This is a genomic window from Mucilaginibacter sp. A5337 (assembly GCF_059690695.1).
This window is the reverse complement of sequence record NZ_JCAWEC010000001.1, coordinates 21,370-48,118: the sequence shown is the minus strand read 5'-3', so window position 1 is coordinate 48,118 and position 26,749 is coordinate 21,370. Positions and strand designations below refer to the sequence as shown.

Here is a 26,749-nt window from a genome sequence, read left to right as displayed (position 1 = left end):
TTATCGCACCACTAAAGTTTCTGATGTTAATGTTGTATTGTGCTGGCCATGCAGCTCTAATAAAAGCTGGTCAATCTCATCTGCATTGAAATTGCAGAACCACCTGTCGGCGCGTTCCTGTATGCTTGGCAGGCCTTTACCTCGCACGGTATCGGCAATAATTACATTCAGTTTTCCGGCCTGGAAAGGGAAGGCGCCGAAAGCTTCGTCAAGCTCAGCAAAACTGTGGCCGTTTATTCTTTTAACCGCCGCGCCAAAAGCCTCAAACTTATCGGCAAGCGGCTCCAGCGGAATCAGGTCTTCCGTACGCATATTAGCCTGGAAATGGTTACGGTCAACCACAAACAGCAGGTTATCCAGTTTATAAGCATTGGCCACCAGCATAGCTTCCCAGCAAGTACCTTCGTTCAATTCGCCATCACCCAAAATACAAATCACTTTGTTGGTGCTGCCGCTGATCTTCAAGTCCATAGCCACTCCAATGGCTACCGATGGCAAATGACCTAATGAGCCTGAATGAAACTCGATGCCCGGAATTTTTGTATTGGGGTGCCAGTAAATATGATCGTTAAGCAGCAGGTGGTTTTTTAAACGTTCTTTTTCCAATAAACCCAGTTCTGCAAAGGTGCCGTACAAGGCAGGTACATCATGGCCTTTTGACAGAAAAAGGTAATCGCGGTTTGGATCATCAAGATTATCCTTATTGATGTTCAAAAAGCGACTATATAAATAAACAATCAGATCCACCGCCGATAGCGATGCACCTGTAAAACACCCGCCATCGGTAGACATGCGGATGATATGCTCCCGTACCTTCAGAGCGGTGTCTGTTAATTCCTGGTAATTGTTGTTCTCCACTGTTATCATTCGCTTGTTATAATTCCTGTAAGTTTTTTGTGGGTGCCTGTTTGGTTTGGGCGGAGGTAATGGTTTTTAATTCATCTACATGGTGCCTGTACCAGTTTACCCCGGCATATTGTGCATTGATGTTATAGATCTCGGGTTTTTGAGTTAGCAGGTTAAGGATATCATCGCACGAGAAACTATCGTTATCTGTATATAACTCGCGGAATACACGCTCTATGAAATAATAATCTTCCGCGTAGTCGATCGTAAAACGATGTGACATGGAATAATCTAAACCGGCAGGCCAGGTTACATTGCCAATCCTGAACAATTGCGGATTTTCCCATATATAAGGAGTGGTATGCTCCAGTTCCAGTTCGCGTGTTGCACCTTCCCATGCTTTGGTCAAACATTCCATGGTCATGATCTCCACGTCGTTGCCATCGGGATAAGTTGCCGGGTGCAGGTTGCTTACAAAATCAAAGTTGTTTTGGTTGGCAAAAAAGTAATCCAATACATGATCAACAATACGCGGATCGATAAGCGGGCAATCAGATGGGATCTTTAATACAATATCCGCATGATGAAGCTTTGATGCCTGGTAATGCCTGTCGAGCAGGTTATTCAGACTGCCGCGATAATAAGGGACCCCTATGTTAATAGCCTCATTGATGATGATATCATCATCAGGCGTTTCGGATGTGGCAATGATCACTTCAGCCTCATGGCTGATCATCTTAAGCCGTTCAATCATCCTTGCCAGCAGGCTTTTACCCAAAATAGGCAGCATTACTTTACCCGGTAAACGGCTCGAAGCCATGCGGGCCTGTACTACTATTAAGATTTTCTGTTTCACGGTAAATGATTACCAGTTAGCTATTAGTTCTTCGGTTAATTGGACGTCTGGCTTAAGCTGGTATTTATCCATAGCCGAGTGCGGGTCAAAGCTTTTTTTATCGCCGCTGTGGTTTAAAAAACCGCGGCAAATGGCAGCGATATTTCTCGCCGAAGCTCCATTGTTTTGTATAGGTGCAAGCCTTCTAAGCTCATTGACATCAAAAAGCGAATGAACCTTTTTGCCCAGCGCAATACCGGTATAAACTACGGTTGAATATTGAGTAATGAGCTCGCAGCAATTAGCTATCATGTGATTGGTGTTCCCTTTGCTGTATACCAATGTGCCAGCCGGTGTATTGGCGTAAATTTCTTTTTCAGCACGCTCTACATTCTCATTCGGGTGAAGCTTAAAGAGTAATGGACGGCCATTGGCAATTTTTACTGCTTTTTTAATAAAGGCAATCCTGTTTTCAATGCGGAATGTTTCGCGCATATCTGTGGTGGCTACCATTACATAGTTATGATGCGGGAAATCATTATTTACGTGTTGAACCAGGTTATCATAATTTGGCATGCCGGTTACAACAATTTTGCTTTCGGCGGTGCCTTTGCCCATAAAGTACTGTTTGTAACCTGCCGATGCCGCACAGTAAACATCACAGATGTTTGACGATCCGTTTAGTGAAGTATTGCCGCATAGCGTAGGGGGAAGCTTTAGGCCTTTAACAACACTGCTCCAGGGAGTGTAACGATCAATCATACCTTCCTGCACCCAAATGGTTTTAATGTTACGCATGCGCGGAGGCACAATCAAATCGGTACAAAATACAACAAGGTCATATTTGTTTTTCTGTGCCCTGAAATCAATTTGCAAAGCATGTTTTTGAAGATACTCTTCAGAAATGAGCCTGAATTTGGTAGAGAGTACAGTGCCACTGAGCAGGGTAGTTTTATTAATAATGGTATTTAAGGTAGTGTTATCAGTAAACAACTGGCTAAACCAGCAGTCAAACTCAGGCAGCTCATTAGCTATCTGGTGCATTTGAGTGGTTTGGTTAATTGAACCGGTAATGAATAATATTTTCTTCATCCTTTTATTTCAATTAGCTTTAATTCCCGAAATTTTGTTTGTGAAAGGCATTAAGGTATAGACCGATTTTGTAAAGATTCTGTAGTTAATCGTCGTGAAAAGAAATTGGCCGGATGGCACAGTAATATTGTTAGGTTGAGTAGTTATCATATCAAAAATCAAAATATTGCATGGGCAATTCTTTACAAAATCCTAATTCAGAATTTAAATAAGAAGTTGCCATATCCGGCTAAAACTTATGATTTGATAAATGTAGGAGGGTAGTTTTTAAATAATGAAAACCCAAAGTTATCAAATCGTTAAGCCGTAATTTTCAGTAAATTATTTATTAACAAACGTCGCGCTCTGTTAATTGCCTTAAACAGAGTGTTATAGTGCAGGAGATAAAACTAAAAAAACGTAAAATGCAGCCAAGGTTAATTGAAATACAAGTTACAATCAATTTATACTATTGCAAAATTTTTCTTACAAAGCGTTTTCTCCATTCGGGATTGTTATATTAAGCGCTTTTTTTCGTAACAGATTGGCAAGAGCATTTAGGGTTGAAGACGCATGCCGTACCTGCTATTAATACACCATAAGTAACAGGTTTCACGCAAGCCGCCCGCGGAGATCATCGATATATCGTTGCCAGTCGTATTCAATATGGGCACCGGACTTGATTAGTTTTTCAATAATAGCCAGCGTTTGGGGTTTAGGATTATTATAACCGCACCAAAGAGCTTGCCCCAATATAGTTCCGTCATAATCATTTTTTACTTCGAGAGGAGCATGCTGAGATAGTAAAAACTCAACAATATCCAAATATCCGCCGAGCACTGCGCCATGTAACGGTGTCATCCCTCCCGAGTGAATACCAACCGGGGTGCCCCGTGCCAGCAAATATTTAACCACATCTAAATGACCGTATTCGCAAGCCCAAATCATACCTGCGTCTCTTTCAGAATCTAAACTGCTATCGACGAGTACGCCGTCATCGTTAAAATAGGTTTTTACCTTATCCAGATCGCCTATGCCGCAAGCTGCTTCGAGATTGACTTTTGCACCATGATTGGCCAGGTATTTCCCTGGTTCGCCCCGCCCGTTGGCAAGGCATGCAACAATAAGCGAACCTTCGGTATAATCGGGCGCAACAGCAATATTGGGATCGGCCCCATGGTTAATGAGTATTTCCATCAGTTGCTCCTGCACGCCTGTAATTACGGGGTGAACGCTGGTTGCAACCAAACCTAAAGTAGTACTACCCCGGTACATTAATCCCACTGCGTCTACTTCGGCCCCCGCATTCAACAAAATTTCCGCAATTTCAACGGCATTAGCTGGCGTTTTTTGCCGAAAATTTTCAATGCCGTTAGCGCCAACATAAATTAAAAGGGTTGAACGATGATTACGTAAAGAACGCATATCAATCAAAGCAGGATTTTGCCTAAGCAGGTTTTTAAGCAAGTTGGCATTGCCATCTGCTATGGCGTCTGCAGCGGCCTCAAATAACGCTATTGCAGAATTTTCCTCATTTAAACTGATGTTAAAGTTTTCATATTCCTCCCAAAGGTTAAAGTGATGGGTGTGGGCTATAATACGCCGGGCATTTATCAGATTGTTGTCTTCAGGATTTAAACCCGCCCCTGTATATTTTTCAAGTATTTTAGGATGCAGGCCATAAGTTTTAAGAAGCATTTCAAGCTTCAAAACATCGCCTGCAATTGCAGCTTTACCAGCTTCTTCCAATTGCTCGGGCGGGATAGGGCCAATGCCAGACATGGTTGATTATATTTGGTTGTATGGCAAATCTCGCAATAAAATTTTGACATCAGCTTATAATTTAAGCAGATAGGCTAAGTCATTATTTTAAACAAGATCAGTATAGCAGTAACAAATAGCACGATCATCCCACCCAGGAAAAGATAATCAGCCACTGTTTCTGACCGGCCACCAGGTTTTATATTACCCCTGATGGAAAGAAACGAAAGTATACAGCTCAGCATAAAGAAAACAAGCGCTATGGTTACTGTTTCGTCAATATAGGTGCGTTCGGAAAGTTTCATGAATTTTAATGAAGTGAGCACCACAAAGCATAGGCCCAGTAAGTTTGATGCTGCATTAAGGATGTGTGGCGATTTATCGTTGCGGGTCATACAATCATAAAACTAATGAAATTTACCATATCGCAACTGTTTACCACAAAATGTTTATCGGTCAATATCAGCAAGGTAATAACATAACCGCCGGCTTGATATGTAAAATAATTGCAGATTGATTATTTTTATACCTGTGCAAGAGCTTTAAAGGCAATTACAATTGCAACTATGTTATTGTGATATTCAGAATCATCTTTTAACAAATAACGATATATCGCCATTTGTTTTTGTGTTGATTTTTATTAAGTGTCTGTATTTTAGATATTTGTGTGTTTGGTATGCCTCTTGTAAGCCACTTAGTTTATTGTATTTTAAGTCCCTACATCTTAAACACATTACCTCATGACAAAAAAGATACTTGCTTTTTTATTTCTTACAGGTTCGGCAGTGTATGTTAATGCCCAGGCTATAGCGCCGTCGGCCTGGCAAAAATTTCCGGACAGCACCGTTGTAAGTGTTCATGCTTCATATGATGATGTAAGCGGGATTCACCGTTGGCTGTTCGGCGAAAATTATCGTAAGGACTGGGCCATGAAAGTGAAGCTTCCGGTTATAAAATTATCGCAAATAAATGGCGGACTATCACCTATTAAACAAGGTGGTGGTTTGGAATCAAAGTCGTTGCGTTTGGAAGATAAAACCGGCCGCGAGTGGGTATTGCGCAGCGTTGAAAAAACGCCGGATAAGCTATTACCCGAAAATTTGCAGGGTACCTTTGCCGTTGATTGGGTTGGCGACGAGTTTAGCGGTCAGCACCCATATTCGGCTTTGATTGTGCCGCCCCTTGCCGAAGCTGCGCGTGTGGCACATGCTAACCCCATTATAGGTGTTGTGGCCGAAGATCCGGCGCTTGGACAATATAGCAAGGTATTTGTTGGTACCGTATGTTTGATAGAGGAGAGGGAGCCTTCCGGTTCATCAGATAATACTCTTAAAATGGAGGGGCAATTACTAAAAAGTTATGACAACAGGGTAGATGGGGAAGGCTTTTTACGCGCCCGGATGCTCGATTTATTGATGGGCGATTGGGACAGGCATGAAGATCAGTGGCGCTGGGCTGATACTAAAAATGGTAAAGGAAAAACCTATACCGCCGTACCGCGTGATCGTGACCAGGTATTTCATGTTACGCAGGGCGTGTTTCCGAGTATTGCTGCGTTACCATGGATAGATCCTTTACTTGAAGATTTTACCGGGGATATTCCGCATGTAAAGTATTCGCTGTTCAAAACAAGGTTCATGAAACAGTATCCGGATGCGCAAATAAGCTACGAACGATGGATGCAGATTGCCAACGAGTTTGTTAAAGCCGAAACTGACGCCGTACTTGAAGAGGGTTTAAAACGCCTGCCTGCAGAAAGCTGTAAATTGAGGCATAACGAGTTGCTTGCCATATTAAAACAACGCCGGGATAATATACCGGCAGCAATGAGCGAGTATTATAAATTTGCGAATAGGATAGTGGATATCCGTGCTACCGATAAAAGCGAGCTGATCACCGTTGCCGACGCCCCGGACAACGCTATGCGTATAACAATTAATAAACTGAATAAAGATGGCGAAACCAAAGATCAGTTTATGGATATGGTATACAAGCCGGAAATTACCAAAGAAATAAGATTGTATGTTTCTGCCGGGGACGACCGCATCGTTATTGATAATGCCAATTCGCCTATTAAGTTAAGGCTGATTGATAGTGCAGGCAGTAAAACTGTTGAAATTAAGCAGTCGGCACAAACAATCAAATTTTACGGACGGCGGGATAGCACCAATTTTACCGGCAACGTTGGCAAATTAAATAAGCATCTTTCAAACGATACCTCAAACACCCGGTTTTTACCAACTAACGTATATAATGTGTGGATGCCGCTTGCCACTGCTGCATTAAATAAGGACGATGGCTTTTTACTTGGCTTGGGTTTTCAATATACCGGTCATGACGGGTTCAGGAAGTTGCCTTATTCAACATTACAGCAGGTAATGATAACCCATTCATTTGCTACGGATGCTTTCAGGATCAAATACAGGGGCGAGTGGATAGATGCCATCGGCAAAGCCGATTTTATTATGCAGGCAAACATCCAGTCGCCGGATAATACTGTGAACTTTTTCGGTTTAGGCAATGAAAGCCCTTTAAATAAATTTCCGGGCTATCGTACTTACTATCGTACCCGGTATGATATCTATCAGTTTGATCCGGCTTTACGCTGGCATACAGGCAAAAATAGTGATATCAGCGTTGGTCCTTCGTTTCAGTTTTATCATCTTGATCTTGCACAAAATACAGGGCGGTTCATCAATCAAACATCGCTCATCAAATCTTACGATAGCTTAACGGTTGGAAAAGATAAAGCGCATCTTGGTGCGTTGATAAACTATACTACAAACCAGCGCGATAATAATATCCTGCCTATAAAAGGATACTATTTTACAGTAACGGTACAAGGGTATGAAGGGCTTAACGGTTATTCAAAATCGTTTGTACAGATCAGGCCTGAGTTTACTTATTATCAAAAGCTAACCCCGGGAGGTGATATTGTATTATCTGATCGTGTTGGCGGCGGTGTAAGTTTTGGTAAACCTGCTTTTTACCAGTCAATGTTTTTAGGCGGGCAGGGTAACCTGCTTGGTTACCTGCAAAACCGTTTTGCAGGTAAGCACATGGTGTTTAACAATTTTCAGGGACGGATTAAACTTGCAGATATTGCGAGCTACATTATACCGGGCCAGTTAGGTTTGGTAGGCTTTTATGACGCGGGCCGCGTTTGGATTGATGACGAACACTCGGATAAATGGCACACAGGTACCGGCGGTGGCTTATATTTTGCACCTGCAAGTTTAACGGTATTGCAAATACTGGCAGGCCATTCAAGGGAGGGCTGGTATCCTTATATATCGCTTAATTTCAGGTTGTAATTAATCCTGGCGAAAGTCTGTGTAAACTATAAAGAAAAGAGCCGGAATCTGATCAGAAAGATTTCGGCTCTTTTTTGTTATTGTTTGGTTTTGAGTTGGTTAGGTTAGGCGTATGCCAAATTGTATGAATGTTAAAAGAATTAAGGAATATTTAACATTAAGCGGTGAAATGTCTACTAAAAATACATTTCTTCATAAATCCTTATTCCTATCTTATTAATATGAAAATCCTTTCTTAATACACCGGGGGTAGTTTTGTTGCAAACTAACTGTATTGCAATGAAACAAAATTTACTTAAAATTTCACGGTTGCTATTGGTTATGGTAGTTTGCATGTTTACTTTCAGTAGCCTGCAAGCTCAAACCTTAACAATCAGGGGTATCGTTTTAGACGATAACAATCAGCCGCTTCCGGGTGTAAGCGTGACAATTAAAGACACCAAGCAAGGCGGTCTTACCAACGAAGGTGGTCGTTTTACCATTTCAGCAAGCAAAGGCCAAACGCTTGTTTTCCATACTATTGGTTTTACTACCCAGGAGGTAGTAATAGGTACAGAAGTTTACCTTTCTGTTAATTTAAAATCTGATACAAAAGCATTATCCGAAGTTGTAGTAACAGCATTAGGTGTTAAAAAAGAGTTTCAAAAATTAGGCTACTCGCAATCGCAGGTTAAAGGTGATGCTTTGACAACTGCCCGCGACGCTAACCCTTTAAACTCATTGGCCGGTAAAATTGCAGGTTTAAGCATTGGCGCAAACGCAGAGTTTGCCGGTGCACCAACAGTGGTATTACGCGGTAGTAAAGATGTATTGTACGTTGTTGACGGCGAGCCGGTAAACTCCGATACTTATGATTATAACGCCGATGATATTGAAACTTATACTGTATTGAAAGGCCCTAATGCTGCGGCCCTTTACGGTTTCCGCGGTATTAATGGTGCTATCATCATCACTACTAAAAGGGGTTCAAAAGATAAAAAAGGCTGGCAGGTAGATTTCAACAGCACTACCGAACTTGAAAAAGGTTTTCTTGTATTGCCAAAAAGCCAAACCGAGTATGGCCGCGGTAGTAACTTTGCCTATACTTACGGTAACGTATTGTATGATAATACCCAGCGTTTACCTGAATGGGGCCCGCGTTTTGACGGTGTTTTCCAAACACAACAATATGACAGCCCTTATGATGCTGCAACAGGTATCAGGCAAAAAACGCCCTGGTTAGCACGCGGCGCAAAAAACTTTGAGAACTTTGTGCAAACCGGTATCACTAACACCAACTCACTATCTATAGCGGCCAGCGGATCAAACTATGATATGCATATTTCTTATGGCCACACTTACCAAAAAGGTGATTTCCCTAACACTAAATTAAATATCGACAACTTCAAGATTGCTGCCGGTTACGATATCACACCAAAATTGCGTGTTGAAGGCGATTTGAACCTTAATCAATTGTATTCGCCAAACATTCCTGACGTTGATTACAGCCCGCAAAGTTATGTATACATGTTTAAGGTATATGGCTCTGCAGATTATGATGTAAATGCACTGAAAAATATTTACCAGGGCCCGCAGGGTGTTCCGGGTTTACAACAGTACGCCCAGGAATACGGCCGTTTAAATAACCCATGGTTTATTGCTGATAAATGGCTCAAAGGCAGAACCAAACAAACTATTTACGGGTCATTAAAATTGAGCTACAAAATTACCCAGGATTTAAATGTTAGCTTACGCGAAGCTTTAAATACTTATGACGAGCAAAATACCGAGCAGGTACCTGCAGGTGCCAACCTTAACCAATATCTTTCATGGTATACTTTTGGCTGGTACGGCGATTACAGGCAGGACGACCGTAACCTGTTAGATAATAATACCGATTTGACATTTACTTACAACCATAAATTCGGTGCCTGGAATATCTCTGGTTTATTGGGTGGCAACGCAAGGTCATTCTCGTACAAATCTGACTGGGGTACAACTCAGGTTTTAGCTTTGCCAGGGGTGTACAATCTTAATAACTCGGCTGGTAAACCTTATATCTACAATTTTGATTCAAAAATGCAGGTATACAGTGCTTACTACTCGTTTGATTTTGGTTACAAAAATTACTTCAGCATAAATACAACCAACCGTGTAGACCACCTGTCAACTTTACCTTCAGGTAATAATACTTTCTTCTATCCGTCAGTAGCTATCAGCAGTGTTGTTACCGATTATGTTAAGTTACCTGAGTTTATCTCATTCTTAAAAGTACGCGGTTCATTTGCCGACGTTAAGGGTGGTTTAACTTCGCCAACTATCGGTACTTCATACAATGCCTTAAATTCAACGGCATTGGGTACCGGCTGGAACTCAAAACCGGTTACAGGTTTATTGGGTTACGGTACTGAGTTGTACACGCCGTACAATGGCCCAACTTACCTGAATGCGTCGCCTATTGCTACCGCAACTTTTTATAACGGTACACCTTCGGTTACCTTATCAAACACAATCTCAAACGACAAAATCAAACCTTTCGATGTTAAATCATACGAAGCTGGTTTTGACGCTAAATTCTTAGGAAACCGTTTAGGTTTAAACGGTACATACTTTACTACCGAGAATGGTCCTAACATTTTCCCATTGGGTGTAGCTACCTCTACAGGCAACACAAACCAATTGGTAAATGGTGTAACTACACGTAAAAGAGGTTTCGAAATTGAGTTGATGGGTTCTGTATTGAAAAACCCTAATGGTCTTAACTGGGATGTTAACGTAAACTACTCAACTTACAAAGAAACTATTAAATCAATTTATCCGGGCGTAACTACCTTACAGCAAAACAACCACAACTATGTTGTTGGCGACAGACCAGACGCTATCTACGGTACCAAATTTGTAAGAGATGGTAACGGTAATATCGTTAATACTTATTCGGTTGACGCAAGCGGTAAAGTATCAGGCGGTGTGCCGCTTACCTCTCCGGGTGGTATCAGCAACCAGGGATTGTTAGGTTATGCTAACCCTGATTTTTCATTTGGTATTACCAACACGTTTACCTACAAAGGCTTTATTTTAAGCTTCCAGTTTGATGGCCGTATAGGTGGCAAAATCTACGACAGAACCTGGTACCAGTCAATGAATGGTGGTACCGCTCTGGAAACTGCTACCGGCGCTTTCGGTGCAGCACGTTTAGCTGAGTGGAACAGTACTAATGAAGGTACTGTAGGTGCAACACCTTCATACATTGGCCCTGGTGTTCACATCGTAAGCGGTACCCCAATATTTGTTGGTGGCCAGATAGCTAACTTAAAAGACCTGACTTTTGCTCCAAATACTATCCCTGTTACTGTTCAGAGCTATGTATCAAGTGGTATAGGCGGCAATTTTGACGAGTACTATATGATCAGCCGCTCATATGCAAAATTGCGTGAGGCAAGCCTGGGTTATTCATTACCTGCAAGTATGTTAAGAGGTTCGTTCATTAAGAAAGTAACCTTCTCGGTTGTGGGCAGGAACCTGCTTTATTTTGCAGCACGCAAAGATATTGACCTTGATCAGTTTGCATCAGGCTATAATGCGTCAGATCGTAGTTTAGTTGGTGGAAATGGCGGAAGCGACCTTGAAAGCCCAACAGCCCGTCGTTACGGTTTCAATATCCATTTAACATTCTAATTATCACATTGATTTAAAGAAAATTTATGAAAATAAAATCATTAATCCCATTAGCCCTGTTGTTAACAATGGGCATGGTATCGATAACCGGCTGTCAGAAAGGGGATTTGATTAATAACCCCAACGTGGCTGGTTCAAGCTCAATAGTGCCTTTGTCATTATTGCTAAACCATCTTACTGCCACCCTGATCCGCAGCGATGAGCAACCTTTTGGTTATACAGCGGTTGCCAATCAGTATATAGCTGCCAACTATTCATACTACCGTGGTACCAATACATATAACTTTGGTAATACTTCTGATAGTTATGATATATTAAAGTATGCGCTTAAACTTGAGCAACAGGCTACAGCTCAGTTGGGTAATCAAACTAATAAATATTATGCTTTAGGCGAGTTTTTCAAGGCTTACTCAGGCATTTGGTTAAGCCAAAGGGTTGGTGATATTCCATTTTCACAAGCTGGTGACCCGTCAAATCTTACCCCTAAGTATGATACACAGCATGATGTTTATAAAGCTGCACTTGCTCAACTGGAAACCGCTAATACATTAATTGGTGCGTTGGTGACTGCTAACCCAAGCCTTGCCAATACCGCTATCGATGCAAATCAGGGTGATATTTTTAACCTTACTTACCAACAATGGCAAAAGGTGATCAATGCTTATCGTTTACGTGTCCTGATCAGCCTGAGCAAACGTGCTGCCGATAATACTGATCTGCAAATTCCTCAACAGTTTGCAGCTATATTGGGTAATCCAACCAAATATCCAATCATGACTGGAAACGGTGATAACCTGATCTATCGTTTCAATGCTGTTAACCGTTACTCAACCTTTTCATTAGGTTTAAACCCATACAATAACTTCGCAAACCCGGGCAGTACTTATATCAGTATTGAAACTGCAACGTCAGATCCACGTTTGTTTGCAACGTCTACACCTGCTCCTTTACAGATCAGTGGTGGTAAAGCTATAGGTGATTTTTCGGCCTATGTTGGTTCGGATATGAACCAGGCACAACCGGCCTTGCTAACTAACTCAAATAACGGCGTCTACTCTTTCAGCAATTACACCCGCTACTATGTTTCTGCAACCGGCGCAAATGCCGAGCCGTTTGTATTTATCGGTTATTCTGAAATGTGCTTTAACATTGCCGAAGGTATAAACAGGGGATGGGCTACAGGTAGCACTGCAACCTGGTATAACAATGGTATCAATGCTTCACTGGCATTGTTTGGTTTAACCAATGGTCAGTCGTTAACCGTTACTTTCCCAATCTCATCATCAGAGGTTTCAATCAACCCTAAAGGTTTAAAACAAGGCGACACCTGGGGTACTGCTACTGTAGATATTCCTACATTCATGAGCAAAGTAGCTTATGCAGGCGATAACGCAGCAGGTTTAACTCAAATCCTGACACAGAAATATATTTCTATGTTCAATAACTCAGGATGGGAAGCATTCTATAACTTCCGTAGAACCGGCATACCTACCTTTACCCAGGGTGGTAGCGGTATTGGTACACCGAACAATCTGATCCCGCGTCGCTGGCAGTATCCTGTTTCTGAAGGTGCATATAACGCAGCAAACAATAAGGCTGCACTTGCATCGCAGTTTGGTGGTACCGACGACCTTACTAAGGATACCTGGTTAACCAAGTAATAGAAAATAACTAAACTAAAACTTTAACAGGGGCACTTACAAGTGTCCCTGTTTTATAATTTAAAAGGATATGAAAAAAATAATGTTATCAGCATTGGCCATTACTTTGCTTTGTAGCAGTGTTAGCGCGCAGGTTACTGATAGCGCCAAACGTAAGGTGGAACTGCAGGGCGCGGTAAACTTCAGGGATCTGGGTGGTTATACCACCAAAGACGGGCATCATGTAAAATGGGGCAAAATATACCGCAGTGCCGATATGAGCAAACTTACAGATCAGGACCTGACTACATTGGCCGAACGTAAGATTGCCTATGATGTGGACTTACGTGGCACGCAGGAATCAAAACAAGCGCCCGACCGCATGAACCCTAATACCGATTATATTTTATGCCCTGCCGGAAGCGATAATGTAGGCAACATGATGCAAAGTTTTAAAGGTAAAACCCATGGCGATTCGATCATGGTAGACTATTACAGCAATACCACTTATCTGGCCGACAGGTACAAACCATTTTTCGGTAAACTGCTGGCTATGCCCGAAGATAAAAGCCTTGTATTTCATTGCACCGCAGGTAAAGACCGTACAGGTATTGGTGCTGCATTGTTGTTATATAGTTTAGGCGTTCCTTATGAAACTATTATGAAGGATTATGAGGCATCAAACTATTACCGCGCTGCCGAAAACGAAAAAATGGCTAAACAAATGGTGCAATTTATGAAGGTTAACGAAGCTGTTGCCAAAGATGTGGTTGCCGTTAAAAAAGAGTATCTGGACGCCACCTTTTCTGCAATCAAAAAACAATATGGCTCTGTCGATAACTACCTTAAAACGCAGGTGGGGTTAACCAATAAGGATATCAAAGAGCTTAAAGCTAAGTTTTTAGAATAGTTATTTACTCCAATAGCGTGAGACGGGGCTCCGGGAATCAAGCAGTTGATGTTTGATTTTCGGCGCCCTTTTTAATAATAGAAGGTATAAGATCGATGTTGTTTTCTTATTGGTAAATTAATTTCTAATAAGTTAACATTGGTGTGTTTTTTAATGTATTTATTTTAAGTTGAAATAAAATTTCTGTAAAGTTAATAATAAATGCATTTTATCTGAACAATTTGAACAAGCAAGCCGTATAACACCCTACCTGATTTGTTATGGCGGTGGCTAAACTATTTTTTACCCTGAATAAAAATCGTTTCGCAAATAGAAGCCTTAACAACCTGTCAATTTTTGGTTTTGATTTTTAAGGCTTTGTGAAAGGTTCATGAACAACCGTTTATTAGTATTATTATTCCTGTTATTGTCGTTCGAGGTAAAAGCGCAAAACTGCACTTTGAATGCCAATCTCACGGCATCATCAACCACTATCTGTTCGGGCAGTTCGGTGGTATTGACAGCGGGTGCTGTTAATGGTACTGCGCCATATACCTATGTTTGGAGCACGGGTGAAACAGGTGCCATCATCAGCGTAAACAAATCAGGAACCTACACGGTAACTGTTACCGATAAAACAACCGGCTGCAAAGGTGTTACAAAAAGTATATCTATTGCTGATGCAAATACTCCTGCTGCGCCAACGGCTAAAAGTGTAGGGGTTTGTCAAAATAGCCCGGCTACACTTACCGCAACCGGGCCGGGCGGCGATTACCAATGGTTCGATGCTCCGACTGGAGGCAACTTTTTGGCAAGCTCAGCCATTTTTACTACGCCTCCTATATTATCATCAACTACATATTACGTGCAAACCACGGTTGCCGGCTGTACAAGTCCGCGAACATCAGTTTCGGTATACATAACCGGCAAACCGAATGTTACAAGCGCGGCAACATGCTCTGGCGGAAGTGTTACTTTATCAGCAAGCGGAGGGCAAAGTTATACCTGGTATGCATCGGCTGCGGGCGGCACAGTTTTAGGGATGGGGCCATCGTTTACCACCCCGCCGTTATCTAAGACGACAATTTACTATGTTGTTGCTGTAATTAACGATTGTACCAGCGTGCCTACACCCGTTACTGCCTGGGTTAACCCACCACCGGCTACCCCTGTGGCTTCAAATGCTAACATTTGTTCGGGTTCTGTAGCCGGCTTACATGCAGATGCATCTGCCGGTTTTTTTCAATGGTTTGACGTGCCAACCGGCGGCACCCCGCTTATTTCCAGCCCGGATTATACAACGCCGGTATTAACCGCTACCAAAATCTATTATGTACAAACAGTGCTTAATGATTGTATAAGCCCGCGCGTACCGGTAACTGTAACGGTTAACCCAATACCTGCGGCACCTGCGCCTCAAACAAGCACCATATGCTATGGTTCGGTGACAACATTAACTGCTGCAACAAATCCTACCGGTACATATGCCTGGTATGATGCACCAACTGGTGGACGTTTATTGAAATCGGGTTTAAAGTTTACAACGCCAGCATTAACCAAAACCACTACTTATTATCTTGAAAATAGTTCGGCTGCGGGCTGCGTAAGTGACCGGGCACCTGTAAAAGTGATTGTTAGTCCATTTATAGCGGCGCCGGTTGCAACTGGAGCTGTGATTTGCTCGGGAACTGTGACTTCATTGACGGCGAAGTCGGCAATTAATGGTACTTATCAATGGTACGATGCACCAACAGGAGGCTCGCTTTTATCGTCAGAAGCTGGTTTCACAATCCCTGCTTTAACGGTAAGCACTACTTATTATGTACAAATCATGGTTGACGGCTGTACAAGTGCCCGGACGGCAGTGCCGGTAACTGTTATCCCACCGGTAACCGCTCCTGTGGTGCCGGCAACAACTGTTTGTTATAACGGGTCGGCTGTGCTTACAGCGACAGGAAATGGCGCAGGTTTTACCTGGTATGATAGCGCTGCAGGAGGCACAATCCTGTCATCAGGGGCAACATACGTCACACCTAATTTAACTGCAAATGCAACTTATTATGTTGAAAGTGCATCAAATAGTTGTATAAGTGCGCGCACGGCAGTTACTGTAAAGGTAAATCCGCAGCCGTCGCCCCCGGCTGCCTCTAATACCTCCGTTTGTTCCGGTACATCGGCAAAGTTAACAGCTGCAGGTGAGGGGGACATATTGTGGTTTGCTTCGCCAACCTCAACAAGCCCTTTATTTACCGGCAGCACATTTAATACGCCTATCATCTCGGAGAAAACAACTTATTATATACAAAGCAGGGTTGGCGATTGTGTAAGCAGCCGTGTACCGGTAACAGTGTCAATTAATTCAGCCGATGAAACACAGTTTCTTTATACATCGGGCACATTTAGTCCGCTTAGCCCTAATCCCAAGCCAATAATAAACAATCCTTCAGGTGGTACTTTCAGTTCGTCGCCGGCAGGTTTGGTATTTGTAGATATTCATACCGGCGAAATTGATGTAAAGGCAAGCAAACCGGGTAAATATATCATTACTATTACCGGGAATGGACCCTGTACTTCAACCTACAGCGCCGGGATAGAAATTGTTTCCATATTTGATGCAAAGTTTACCTATGGAGGGCCGTTTTGCCAGTACGGGACTAATCCGAAGCCGATGTTTCCACCAAATTCAAGCGCAGGTACATTTTCAGCTTCGCCATCGGGCTTGGCTTTTATCAGCACGGCAACCGGCGAAATTAATTTGAGCAAAACAATACCGGGTACATACGAGGTTACCAATACAATTTACAACCCGGACGGAACAGTAGGGAGTACGGCCAGCGCAAAGGTAACGATAGACCCGGGCGCAAAAGCAGATGCAGGACCCGATCAGGCGATACAACCAGGGGAGACCGCGAAAATGGCAGGCAGTATAGACGGTGTTAACGGCGGCAGATGGTCGGGTGGATTGGGTAGATTTGTTGATGCCACAGATTTGACTACTACTTATATCCCCGCCGCGGGCGAAAAGCAGGTGATACTTACCCTAACCTCCAATGACCCATCGGGTATTTGCGGGGCGGCGATTGACAGGGTTGTTATTAATATCAGCTCAACACTACGGGCGCCAACAGCCCCCGGTACAACTACATGTATGGGGAGTATAGCTACAGTATCAGCTACAGGTCCGGGAGGGACGTACCGTTGGTATAGCGCAGCCGAAAATGGTACGCTGTTATCAACTGGGCCTAATTTTATTACCCCCGCGCTTACACAAACAACAACCTACTATGTAAATACAACAATTAACGATGTTACCAGTGATATGACCGCGGTTACAGTTACCGTTAGCGAACCACCACCTGCTCCGGTGGTAAACAATGTGCCGGCCTGCGAAGGCAGTCATACAACATTAACCGCTACCGGTTCAAAAGGGACTTATCAATGGTATGATGCGCCTGTTGGGGGCACTTTGCTATCTATCAAAAACACTTACGCAACGCCGGCCTTAATTGCTAATACAAGTTATTATGTGCAAGCTGTTGTTGACGGGTGTGTTAGTGAGCGTACTAAAGTTGATGTAACGGTTAGCCCCTTACCGGTTATCACCAGTGGCTCTGCAGATAATGTTTGCAGTGGTGTGCCGCAAAGTTATGCCATCACTGCCGATCAACCAGGCACTACTTTTTTATGGTCGAGGGCAACTGTAGCAGGAATCAGCAATGCTGAGGTATCTAACCAAACATCGGCACAAATAACCGAAACATTGGTGAATACCAAGGCTGATCCTATTGATGTTACTTATTTAATAACGCCTGTATCTAATGGATGCTCAGGTACTCCATTTAGTTATGTGGTTACTGTTTATCCATCGCCACAGGTTACCAGTGCTCCAACCGGCACCTTGTGCAACATGACTGCCGGCAACTATACCATAACCTTTAGTATTCCTGGTGTAATTTCCAGTTGGTCGAGGGATGCGGTTCCGGGGATTAGCAACCAGGCTGTATCCGGGCAAATGGCAGGTACTATACGTGAAGTATTATTTAATACCACCAATGCACCTGTTGATGTTACTTATGTTTATAATTATCAAACAAGCAATTGTGCCGGGGTGCCATTTAAATGGGTAGCAACTGTTAATCCTTCGGCTAATGTTACCAGTAAGCCGTCGGGCACAGCCTGTAGCGGCGAGCCGGTTGATTATACTATCACTTCCAATGTTTCGTCGGCAAAATTTACCTGGAGCCGGGCAACTGTTGCCGGTATCAGTAATGCTGCAGTGACTAACAAAACAGGTAATAAAATAGATGAAGTGCTGATCAATAAAACAACGTATCCTATAGATGTGCTTTATGTGATCACGCCATCGGCTTTTGAATGCGATGGCGTACCGTTTGCCTATGTGGTGAAAGTAAACCCCCAGGTACCAGTGCCCGATGTGAGGACGAACTCGCCGGTATGTGTAAATAATACTATTAAGTTAAATGTACAAACCATTCCAAACGCAACTTATACCTGGACCGGCCCTAATGGTTTTAAATCGGCCTTGCAAAATCCCGAAATTACTGCTACCGAAAATATGGCAGGCCCGTATTCGTTGTTTGTTACTGTTAACGGTTGCAGCAGCCCGGTAGTTTCCAGGGACGTTTTCGTAAACAAATTGCCGACTTCAGATGCTGGCGGTAATATACTGGCTTGCATCACCGATCAGTATATTCAGCTGGCTGGCGAAATTGGAGGCGGTACCAAAACCGGTGTGTGGTCAAAGAAAGGCGCAAATCCAGGTCGGTTTTTACCTTCAGATATTGAATTAAATGCAAAGTATGAACCATCAGCCGAAGACCGGGCGGCAGGATCCGTAACCCTTCTGCTCAAATCTACCAGTAAAGATGATTGCAACATCGCCACATCCGAAATGACTATAACCTTTGGCAAAACACCGGGTACCAATGCCGGTACCGATCTGGAAGTTTGCGCAAAGCGGGCTCCCATAAAGTTGGATGGAAATATCCTGATACCGGGTGGCGGCAAGTGGACAAGCTCCGGTACAGGAACGTTGCTGTATGCCGAGAATGCCCAGGGTGCGGTTTATACTCCTTCTGAAGATGATATCAAAAATCGTTCGGTAAAACTCACACTTACCGCAAATGCACCCGGACAGTGTTATACAGCCAGCGACGATATGATCATTAAATTTATACCGCCGCCAACCGTTGATGCCGGAGGGATAAGATATGTATTGAAAAATCATACCATTACATTAACGCCAACCGTAAGCGATGATAATGTTCAGTATTTGTGGCTGCCCGATGTTGGTTTAAGCAATAACAAAATAAAAGAGCCCGTAGTTACCGGTGATGCCGATATTGCCTACACACTTTATGTTACGGATGTGCGCGGTTGTGTTAATCAAAGCCAAACTATCATTAAGGTATCGCCTGATATTACCGTGCCTAATACTTTTACACCCAACGGCGATGGGTTTAACGATTATTGGGAGGTAAAGGGATTGGTAGCTTATGAAAGCTCAACTGTAGATGTGTTTAACAGGTATGGCGAACGGTTATACCACTCAATAGGCTACGGCGTGCCCTGGGATGGTAACTTTAACGGACGGCAGCTACCAGCAGGTACCTATTTTTATATCATTGATCTCAAAACGGGTAAGCCACCGTTATCGGGGCCGGTTACTATTTTGAGATAGGTTGATCAGCAATAAAAATAAGAAAGCACTGCAACGTTTTTTTAAAAACAGCGTCATATACTTAAACACGCAATCATGAAAAAACTAATATTCTCAATGATGGCTTCGTTACTCACCGTTTCGATGGCCTTTAATGCTTCTGCACAAAGCGTAACCCGAAATGTATCCGGCTTCAACGGTATAGCCTGCGGGGGGCCGTTTAACGTATTTATAAAAATTGACGGGACCGAAAGCCTAAAGCTTGATGTTGACGCCAATATAGTTGACGATATAAAAACCGAAGTAGAAGGCGGCATATTAAAAGTTGAGTTTAAAGACCATTGGAAAAACCACCGTAATATTCAGCGCGCTAATATTTACATTACCGCCAAAAGCCTTGAATATCTTGCTAACAGCGGCTCCGGAAACGCAACCGTTGACGGAACTATAACCGGCGAGCATGCCAAAATTGCTTTAAGCGGTTCAGGAAATATTAAAACTGCTGTTAAATCAGGTACATTGGATCTGAAGATTAGCGGATCAGGATCCATTGATGTTAAAGGAAGCACAGGCATGGCCGATTGCCGTATCTCGGGCTCGGGAGAGATCAACGGAAAATCGTTAAAGACAGAAACTGTTGAAGCTTCGATTGCCGGCTCAGGAAATGTTAATGTAATTGCCAGTAAAACTGTTTCGGCCCGTATTTCAGGCTCTGGAAGTGTTGTATATTCCGGTACGGCGACAATTGGAGAAACTCATTACGCCGGCTCAGGCAGGGTAAGCAAGGCCGACTAAAATACCGGTAACTTTAAATATTGAAAGACTGCTCTATTCCGGGCGGTCTTTTTTTATTATAGATGTAGCGAAACGACGGTAAGTATCGTAATAATAGTTAAACCTTCACTTTATGATAAAACCTGTATTGATATTTAGAAAATTAGCTGCAAGTCTGTTCATAGCGGTTTTATTTTTCCTGGTTGCCTGTAAAAAAGATAAAGCTCAGCAACCTGTTGTTTTGAAGAACACATCCCTTTTGGGCCAGTGGTACACCCCAATAAAAGAGGGAGAACAAGTGCGTTATTTACTATTTGCATCAGATAGTACATTTTTGCTTGTTGACGTAGCTTATAAAAACGGTAATTCAACTACAGTTCAGTATACTGGAAAATTTAGCACCAAAGGGAATGGGTTAAATATAGATATAGCCAAAAAAACGGTAAGTGAAGGTAGTAATGTCATCAGCACTGAGCCTTCTGATGCTCAATTTTACGTAAACTCGGCATTTGTTGTTGATGACCATAAATTGACCTTAACCTATAAAGACGCTACCGGCGCGGCTGCGAAAAGCGTTTTTGCGATGGTGCTCCCAGATAAAGTTATTTGATTTAGTTTTGTTTTTAGGCGCCCCAACCGGGGTGCTTTTTTGTTTATACTTTATCAATTTCGCCGGCCACACGCTGAGCCGAACGGATACATGATTCCATCCCCCTGCTTAAATTATCGGCATAAGTGCCGGCAAAATAGATCCGGCCTTCGGGTTTCATGATCTGGGGCCAAAAGCGGTGCATTTGTCCTATTGGGAATGGTTCCATTTCACAGGCGGGGGCAAATGCATCGCGTGTCCAGTCTTTAGTTAGCGCTTGCTCAATGGTATCGTGTTTGCCCGGGTAAACCTGCCTGAAGGCATCAAGCACCTGTTGCGGCGTAATACCGCCGGGGCCATATGCTTTCAGGATCACTTTGTCACTGCCAACTTCATTCGTTTCTTCCCATATAGATGATATAAAGGGATGTTCAAATTCCATATTAATGCTTTTAAAACCATCATCAAGCCAAAAACGGCTGCTCGCCTCAAATACATAAAACGGGTGCGATGAATAAGTGGTACGATTAACCACGTACTGCTTTTCGGGTGAAAGGGGCGGGGATAATGGGATAGTTTTAAATATGGGCAGCGTTATGCAGTTTACCAGGAAGTCGGCAGTCATTTCCTGTTCAGTTTTCCCATAGGGCTTATATTTAACCGTAACATGAGTAGCTGAATGGTTGATAGCGGTTATGCGATGGTTTAATTTTACCCTTTTTTCCAGGCGTTTGGCAAAGGCGATAGGCAATTGTTCGTTGCCGCCTTTTAAATGATAGGTATCACCTTCGGATAGTGGAATGCCCCGCGATTCCATAACATAAGCCCTCCAAAGATGATACAATGCAGAAGTCCTTTGCCCACCCAGATAAGCGAGTGCCGCCGCAGATGCTCCCTCTTTTTTATAAAGCTCGCTAACCGGAATTTTATCAAAATCATCATAACCAACTCCAAAAGGCTGATATGGGTCGGTGAACTTACCGCTGTATTTTTTAAGGTAGAAGGAGCTCAGGCCATAAAAAGGATTTTCGGCAAGGAATTTAACCTCACGTTCATTAAAGCCCATTTTGGTTAATACAGCCGGATCTTGCATTTCGGCGTCTGTATAAAACTTACCGCCAATCATGCGTAGGCCATTGCGGTCGGGTGTGGCGGCCGATCCTTCGGCATGAGGATAGGGCAGGGCTGTAAGCTTAAAGTCGTTTACATATTCAAAAAACTTTTCGTAGCCGGGTTTGGTGATGTGATCGGCTCCGTAGTCGGCATATAAACCGTCCGATAAACCATCTCTGCCCGTAAACACGTGCCCGCCATACCGGCCATCAGCCTCCAATACGGTTACATTATGACCGGCTTTCATTAATTCGTATGCGCAGCAAAGGCCTGTAATGCCGGCCCCTGCAACAATTACTTTTTTTCCGGAGGTCGGCTTGGTAGTATCAGAGCTTTTGATTTTTTGATCATCAATTTGTTGAGCACTTAATAATTGAGGGGCGAGGACGGTGCCTGCGCCTGCCAATAATGTTTGTTTAATGAATGATCGTCTCTTAATATCTTTCATTGTGGACGGAGATTTTAATACAGGGTAGCTTTCAATAAATGTAACATTATTTCAAGTAGCTATGAGCATTACATGAACTTTTGATATTGGTGTAGCTCCGTGTAGAAGTATTGTAGTGAAACAAAAATGCCTGCCCGTAAAAAACAGGCAGGCCCCAGACAGTTAATATATTAATGTATCGGCAGATAACAATTACATGGCAGGGCTAAATCCCTTGCGTTGGCTCTTCAGTTTAATTGCCTGGTATATCATAATGATGATAAATAATACCAGTAAAATTAAAAGCCCCATTTTTACTACAGGCGAATCGGGCCCATCGGCCAGTGGTTGTTCAACAGGGAGCCTTGTAAGCGTTTCAACCACAGCCGGTATCAATGAAAAGAATAACGTTGCCGTCATGCCTACGGTTTGTACATAATCGGCCTTGCCGCCAAAAATGCGCAATGACGGAGCATAATAGACGATTGGTAATAATATCAGGATTAAAATTGAAAGGTTATGAGCGCTGCTCAGTTGACCGGTTTTCATAACGAGGAATGATGACAAACAGGCCAGTACAGCGAAGATGCCATAAAGTTTTCCGTTTTTGGTGTTAGGAATGATCTTACCATCCTGAAACAAGGCAATAAAACCGATAGCAACCCCTACAAGACTTATTGCAGTATGGATAACTCCGAACGTTGATAAATGATTTGGCATAGTGATGTGTTTTAAGGTTAGTGATATTGTTGTGATTTATTATTTATTAACGAGCCTTATGGTTAATTCAATACTTATGCCTTGTTTTCATCTTATTGATAATGAGTATTTTAACGCTGTGCATGACCCAGGGATAACGAAATGTCGTAACGAATTGCCATTACTAACGGAATATAGTAAATATCAGCTACTTAACACTAATGCAAACTTATGTGTGGTATTAAGGGTTAGTTAAAATAGTTGCATTTAAATCAAAGACAAATGTTAAGCATTTATTATAAGATTTGGGTTGATGCCATTACCCAGGAGAGGGCAAAGAAGGGGACAGACGGTAATTGGAAAGCATTTACAATTATCCCTATATCATTAATTCAGGGTGTTAACCTGTTAACCCTGTTGTTTATTCTTCGATTTTTTACGGATATCCCTATCCTTTTTACGCTCGACCTAACCCGGGATAAAGCCATAAATGCTTTCATTGCCGGTTTACTTGTGTTTTTTATCCCCTTTGTAATATTAAATTACCTGCTCATTTTCAACAATGACCGCTATAATAAGTTGATGAGCTTATATCCGGGCAGGGGAAGTAAACTCTACCGCAATTATGTATTGATTAGTCTGGGAATCATTGTGGATCCCTTTTGTATTTAAGCTGATTTTTTAAAATATTATCAAACAGATCGGTATCAGTAAAGGCCTTAAACAGTTATAATCTGATTTTTGATAGCGAAGAGTACCATGCCGGTTCTTGATTTAAGCCCGAATTTTAGAAATAGCGATTCCCGGTAATTATCGATGGTATGTGGGCTCAGGTTCATTTCATCCGCAATTTGCCTGTAGGTAAGTTCTGAGCAGCTTAGTTTCAGAAAGGTAAGCTCATTTGACGTAAGTTCTTTCGATTTATCGGCCGGTGTGTTTTTATTTTGCATGGTATACAACAATTTACCGCTTACCAGTTCATTAAGGTAATATCCATGCTTTTGGATGGTTTGCATTGCATAAACTACGTCCCTGATTTTTGATTCCTTAAGCATGTAGCCAACAGCTCCATTCTTAAGCATGTTTATGATCGGTTTATCTTCGTCAGACATGCTTAACGCAAGTACTTTCACCGTTGGGTGGTTTTCCCGCAGCCAGGCAGTAGCTTTATAGCCATCCATCACAGGCATGGTAATGTCCATCAACACAATATCAGGTAGAGGCGACTTTTTAAGTTTGCTGATCATATCCTCCCCGTTTTCAGCATCGAAAAGGATTTCAACCTCATTAAAATCTTCGAGCAAGCTAATCATACCCTGCCTGAACAAAGTGTGGTTATCGATAATGGCAATTTTTATGGGAGCGGCTGAAATAGCAGTTTGCATTAATTAAAGGTTATATCTGTTAACTGAGGTTAGCTATAATGCAAAGTAGGAAAAATAATGTACTTATATTTCATTTTATTATCTGTTTTGAACTAAAAAAAGGGCGATTTCACCCTTTCTGATTTTTAGTACTTAAACGAAATTTGAGATAGAAAGATAATCCCGATTTAATATTTGTACCCCTGATAAGAATAAAAATGTTGGAGTGTTAATGACCGTTAAAGGCGCGAGAATGTATAAATCACTTTGAACGCCTATAAATCTAACCAAAGAGGAACCCTAAACCTTTTTACTTGATTATTTTAACATTGATGTTAACCCCTTATAAAGGCCGGCGGCTTGTATAAGGGGTTATTTTATTTTTACAACCGCCGGTCTTCTTGTTTGATGGGCAAATCATTGATGCTGGCATAGCGTTTTTGCATGAGCCCGTTTTGGTCAAACTCCCAGTTCTCGTTACCATAAGCGCGAAACCATTCGCCTTCCGCATTATGGTATTCATATTCAAACCGTACTGCAATTCGGTTATCTGTAAAAGCCCACAGCTCTTTTTTTAGTTTATAGTTGAGTTCCTTTTGCCATTTGCGGGTTAAAAATTCAACAACCTGTTCGCGGCCGTTCACAAATTCCGAGCGGTTGCGCCATTCGGTGTCAATTGTATATGCTAATGAAACTCTTGCCGGATCCTGGCTGTTCCAGGCGTCTTCGGCTAATTGCACTTTTTGAGTGGCGGTTTCAAAATTAAAAGGGGGGAGTGGCAGCTTCTGTTCCATGATGGTAATATTCTGATTTGATACACCAAAGTTAAGATGATGCAGGCTTGTTTTGTGGTACTATTTAAGGTTCCTTTGGTATTAACTACTCTTTTTTTTAACTTAGATAAAGCCTCAAAACTAATCTATTGCCTGTTTGTCATGAAAGCCAAAGTCGCCAAACCAGTCACACTTGCCGATTCGGCCGGTGTAGATGCCTATATGCAAAAGCTCGATCATCCATTAAAGGAGGTTTTAGAAGCGTTGAGAAAAATCATCCTGACTGTTGACGATGAAATTGGGGAGCATATCAAGTGGAATGCACCGAGTTTTTTATATACTGGTGAAATGAAACCCTTTGATCCTAAAGAGTATAAGAGATATATCATAGTTTCAAACGTATACCAAAAAGATTGTATCAGGCTGGTATTTCCTACTGGAGCAAAGATTAATGATACATCAGGTTTGCTATCCGGCGATTATGCAGACGGTCGGAGATTGGCGTTTTTTTACAATATGGACGAAGTGGCGGCAAAAGAGGGAGCTTTGCGAAAGGCCATAAAAACCTGGTTGACTTTGCTGGATAAATAAAAAGGAAAAAGCCATGATCAAATTTATTCAGCACATAAAAGATCTCAATGTTGAAGCTGTTAAAGCGATGATCGAAAAGGATCACAAATGGCTTACCTGGGCAGAGGACACCGGTAAAAACGCGCTTCATTACCTGTGCGGTATTGAAATCGCCAAACGCCCGGCACAAGCCGAAGATAGCCTGGCCATGCTTAAATTATTGCTGGCAAAGGGCATGGATCTTAATTCCGTTCACCGGATCAAAGAGGACTGCGGGTTTTTCCCGGCCACACCGCTTTGGTACGCCTATACGAGGGGGCGAAATGAGCTGTTATATAAATATCTGCTGGCCAAAGGTGCTGATCCCGAGCATTGTATGTATGCCATCGCCTGGTACAACGATGTTATAGCTGCCGGATTGTTCAAAAGTTACGGGGCACAAACTGATAATGGTATTGGCATTGATACCCCGTTCATGGCTGCATACAACTGGAAACGCTTTGAAGTGGCCGAATGGTTTTTAAGTAATGGCGCCGATGTAAACTTTGCTGATAAAGATGGTAATACGGCACTGTTTTACGCAGTGAAACGGAAATTTAAACTGGATCAGATCCGATTGTTGATGAGGTTTGACGCCGATTTTAATAAAGAGAACAAGCAGGGGATCTCAGCTAAGAAACTGGCAGAACAGAATAACCAGACAGGGATTTTGAAGTTGTTTAAGGAGTGATTAGTAAACGATTATGTAGA

General features: G+C 42.5%; 19 protein-coding genes. 10 read left to right on the top strand and 9 right to left on the bottom strand.

Annotated elements, in window-relative coordinates; translation table 11 throughout:
* The 5 genes from AC59JO_RS00190 to AC59JO_RS00170 form a co-directional block, all read right to left on the bottom strand.
* Positions 1-867 (bottom strand): transketolase, encoded by an 867-nt coding sequence (locus tag AC59JO_RS00190; RefSeq protein ID WP_497302724.1) that lies wholly within the window; start codon positions 865-867, stop codon positions 1-3.
* A 7-nt stretch (positions 868-874) separates the two neighbouring features.
* Positions 875-1,702 (bottom strand): cytidylyltransferase domain-containing protein, encoded by an 828-nt coding sequence (locus AC59JO_RS00185; RefSeq protein ID WP_497302723.1) that lies wholly within the window; start codon positions 1,700-1,702, stop codon positions 875-877.
* Between the two features lie 9 nt (positions 1,703-1,711).
* Positions 1,712-2,773: a hypothetical protein gene (locus AC59JO_RS00180; RefSeq protein ID WP_497302722.1), complete on the bottom strand. Its 1,062-nt coding sequence runs from the start codon at positions 2,771-2,773 to the stop codon at positions 1,712-1,714.
* A 591-nt stretch (positions 2,774-3,364) separates the two neighbouring features.
* Positions 3,365-4,534, bottom strand: coding sequence for an ankyrin repeat domain-containing protein (locus AC59JO_RS00175; protein ID WP_497302721.1), 1,170 nt, complete (start codon positions 4,532-4,534; stop codon positions 3,365-3,367).
* 74 nt (positions 4,535-4,608) lie between these two features.
* Positions 4,609-4,908 (bottom strand): hypothetical protein, encoded by a 300-nt coding sequence (locus AC59JO_RS00170; RefSeq protein WP_497302720.1) that lies wholly within the window; start codon positions 4,906-4,908, stop codon positions 4,609-4,611.
* Positions 4,909-5,253: 345 nt separating this feature from the next.
* On the opposite strand from AC59JO_RS00170, the gene AC59JO_RS00165 reads away from it, so the two are divergent.
* From AC59JO_RS00165 to AC59JO_RS00135, 7 genes are all read left to right on the top strand, one after another.
* Positions 5,254-7,827 (top strand): BamA/TamA family outer membrane protein, encoded by a 2,574-nt coding sequence (locus tag AC59JO_RS00165; RefSeq protein WP_497302719.1) that lies wholly within the window; start codon positions 5,254-5,256, stop codon positions 7,825-7,827.
* Between the two features lie 279 nt (positions 7,828-8,106).
* Complete coding sequence (locus tag AC59JO_RS00160) at positions 8,107-11,481, top strand: SusC/RagA family TonB-linked outer membrane protein (RefSeq protein WP_497302718.1); 3,375 nt, start codon at positions 8,107-8,109, stop codon at positions 11,479-11,481.
* Positions 11,482-11,507: 26 nt separating this feature from the next.
* The gene (locus AC59JO_RS00155) at positions 11,508-13,142 is read left to right on the top strand and encodes a SusD/RagB family nutrient-binding outer membrane lipoprotein (protein WP_497302717.1); all 1,635 of its coding nucleotides are present in this window, start codon (positions 11,508-11,510) and stop codon (positions 13,140-13,142) included.
* 70 nt (positions 13,143-13,212) lie between these two features.
* Positions 13,213-14,031, top strand: coding sequence for a tyrosine-protein phosphatase (locus AC59JO_RS00150; protein WP_497302716.1), 819 nt, complete (start codon positions 13,213-13,215; stop codon positions 14,029-14,031).
* Between the two features lie 370 nt (positions 14,032-14,401).
* Positions 14,402-19,711 carry an Ig-like domain-containing protein gene (locus AC59JO_RS00145; RefSeq protein WP_497302715.1) on the top strand — a complete coding sequence of 1,770 codons (5,310 nt, stop codon included), beginning with the start codon at positions 14,402-14,404 and terminating at the stop codon, positions 19,709-19,711.
* 75 nt (positions 19,712-19,786) lie between these two features.
* Complete coding sequence (locus AC59JO_RS00140; protein ID WP_497302714.1) at positions 19,787-20,485, top strand: head GIN domain-containing protein; 699 nt, start codon at positions 19,787-19,789, stop codon at positions 20,483-20,485.
* Positions 20,486-20,597: 112 nt separating this feature from the next.
* Entirely contained in the window at positions 20,598-21,074 is a 477-nt protein-coding gene (locus AC59JO_RS00135) for a hypothetical protein (protein ID WP_413668607.1), read from the top strand.
* A 43-nt stretch (positions 21,075-21,117) separates the two neighbouring features.
* Here the strand turns inward: AC59JO_RS00135 and AC59JO_RS00130 are convergent, their stop codons facing one another.
* Positions 21,118-22,614: a flavin monoamine oxidase family protein gene (locus AC59JO_RS00130; protein ID WP_413668606.1), complete on the bottom strand. Its 1,497-nt coding sequence runs from the start codon at positions 22,612-22,614 to the stop codon at positions 21,118-21,120.
* Between the two features lie 192 nt (positions 22,615-22,806).
* Positions 22,807-23,313 carry a hypothetical protein gene (locus AC59JO_RS00125; protein WP_497302713.1) on the bottom strand — a complete coding sequence of 169 codons (507 nt, stop codon included), beginning with the start codon at positions 23,311-23,313 and terminating at the stop codon, positions 22,807-22,809.
* Between the two features lie 261 nt (positions 23,314-23,574).
* Here AC59JO_RS00125 and AC59JO_RS00120 point away from each other — a divergent pair, with 261 nt between their 5' ends.
* On the top strand, positions 23,575-23,964 hold the full coding sequence (locus AC59JO_RS00120; RefSeq protein ID WP_497302712.1) for a hypothetical protein: 390 nt from the start codon (positions 23,575-23,577) through the stop codon (positions 23,962-23,964).
* Between the two features lie 47 nt (positions 23,965-24,011).
* On the opposite strand, the gene AC59JO_RS00115 is transcribed toward AC59JO_RS00120, so the two are convergent.
* Positions 24,012-24,677 carry a response regulator gene (locus tag AC59JO_RS00115; RefSeq protein WP_497302711.1) on the bottom strand — a complete coding sequence of 222 codons (666 nt, stop codon included), beginning with the start codon at positions 24,675-24,677 and terminating at the stop codon, positions 24,012-24,014.
* Positions 24,678-25,039: 362 nt separating this feature from the next.
* Positions 25,040-25,450 carry a nuclear transport factor 2 family protein gene (locus tag AC59JO_RS00110; RefSeq protein WP_413668602.1) on the bottom strand — a complete coding sequence of 137 codons (411 nt, stop codon included), beginning with the start codon at positions 25,448-25,450 and terminating at the stop codon, positions 25,040-25,042.
* A gap of 141 nt (positions 25,451-25,591) precedes the next feature.
* Between AC59JO_RS00110 and AC59JO_RS00105 the strand changes: the two genes are divergently transcribed.
* Positions 25,592-26,020 carry a DUF1801 domain-containing protein gene (locus tag AC59JO_RS00105; protein WP_497302710.1) on the top strand — a complete coding sequence of 143 codons (429 nt, stop codon included), beginning with the start codon at positions 25,592-25,594 and terminating at the stop codon, positions 26,018-26,020.
* Between the two features lie 13 nt (positions 26,021-26,033).
* On the top strand, positions 26,034-26,729 hold the full coding sequence (locus AC59JO_RS00100; protein WP_497302709.1) for an ankyrin repeat domain-containing protein: 696 nt from the start codon (positions 26,034-26,036) through the stop codon (positions 26,727-26,729).
* Positions 26,730-26,749 lie beyond the last annotated feature (20 nt).

What these genes read in the sequence shown, in the direction of transcription:
- AC59JO_RS00140 (WP_497302714.1), top strand. Translation starts at nt 19,787, where the DNA reads ATGAAAAAACTAATATTCTCAATGATGGCTTCGTTACTCACCGTTTCG.
- AC59JO_RS00125 (WP_497302713.1), bottom strand. Translation starts at nt 23,313, where the DNA reads ATGCCAAATCATTTATCAACGTTCGGAGTTATCCATACTGCAATAAGT.
- AC59JO_RS00110 (WP_413668602.1), bottom strand. Translation starts at nt 25,450, where the DNA reads ATGGAACAGAAGCTGCCACTCCCCCCTTTTAATTTTGAAACCGCCACT.
- AC59JO_RS00175 (WP_497302721.1), bottom strand. Translation starts at nt 4,534, where the DNA reads ATGTCTGGCATTGGCCCTATCCCGCCCGAGCAATTGGAAGAAGCTGGT.
- AC59JO_RS00160 (WP_497302718.1), top strand. Translation starts at nt 8,107, where the DNA reads ATGAAACAAAATTTACTTAAAATTTCACGGTTGCTATTGGTTATGGTA.
- AC59JO_RS00135 (WP_413668607.1), top strand. Translation starts at nt 20,598, where the DNA reads ATGATAAAACCTGTATTGATATTTAGAAAATTAGCTGCAAGTCTGTTC.
- AC59JO_RS00170 (WP_497302720.1), bottom strand. Translation starts at nt 4,908, where the DNA reads ATGACCCGCAACGATAAATCGCCACACATCCTTAATGCAGCATCAAAC.
- AC59JO_RS00105 (WP_497302710.1), top strand. Translation starts at nt 25,592, where the DNA reads ATGAAAGCCAAAGTCGCCAAACCAGTCACACTTGCCGATTCGGCCGGT.
- AC59JO_RS00150 (WP_497302716.1), top strand. Translation starts at nt 13,213, where the DNA reads ATGAAAAAAATAATGTTATCAGCATTGGCCATTACTTTGCTTTGTAGC.
- AC59JO_RS00120 (WP_497302712.1), top strand. Translation starts at nt 23,575, where the DNA reads ATGTTAAGCATTTATTATAAGATTTGGGTTGATGCCATTACCCAGGAG.
- AC59JO_RS00100 (WP_497302709.1), top strand. Translation starts at nt 26,034, where the DNA reads ATGATCAAATTTATTCAGCACATAAAAGATCTCAATGTTGAAGCTGTT.
- AC59JO_RS00180 (WP_497302722.1), bottom strand. Translation starts at nt 2,773, where the DNA reads ATGAAGAAAATATTATTCATTACCGGTTCAATTAACCAAACCACTCAA.
- AC59JO_RS00130 (WP_413668606.1), bottom strand. Translation starts at nt 22,614, where the DNA reads ATGAAAGATATTAAGAGACGATCATTCATTAAACAAACATTATTGGCA.
- AC59JO_RS00155 (WP_497302717.1), top strand. Translation starts at nt 11,508, where the DNA reads ATGAAAATAAAATCATTAATCCCATTAGCCCTGTTGTTAACAATGGGC.
- AC59JO_RS00190 (WP_497302724.1), bottom strand. Translation starts at nt 867, where the DNA reads ATGATAACAGTGGAGAACAACAATTACCAGGAATTAACAGACACCGCT.
- AC59JO_RS00115 (WP_497302711.1), bottom strand. Translation starts at nt 24,677, where the DNA reads ATGCAAACTGCTATTTCAGCCGCTCCCATAAAAATTGCCATTATCGAT.
- AC59JO_RS00145 (WP_497302715.1), top strand. Translation starts at nt 14,402, where the DNA reads ATGAACAACCGTTTATTAGTATTATTATTCCTGTTATTGTCGTTCGAG.
- AC59JO_RS00165 (WP_497302719.1), top strand. Translation starts at nt 5,254, where the DNA reads ATGACAAAAAAGATACTTGCTTTTTTATTTCTTACAGGTTCGGCAGTG.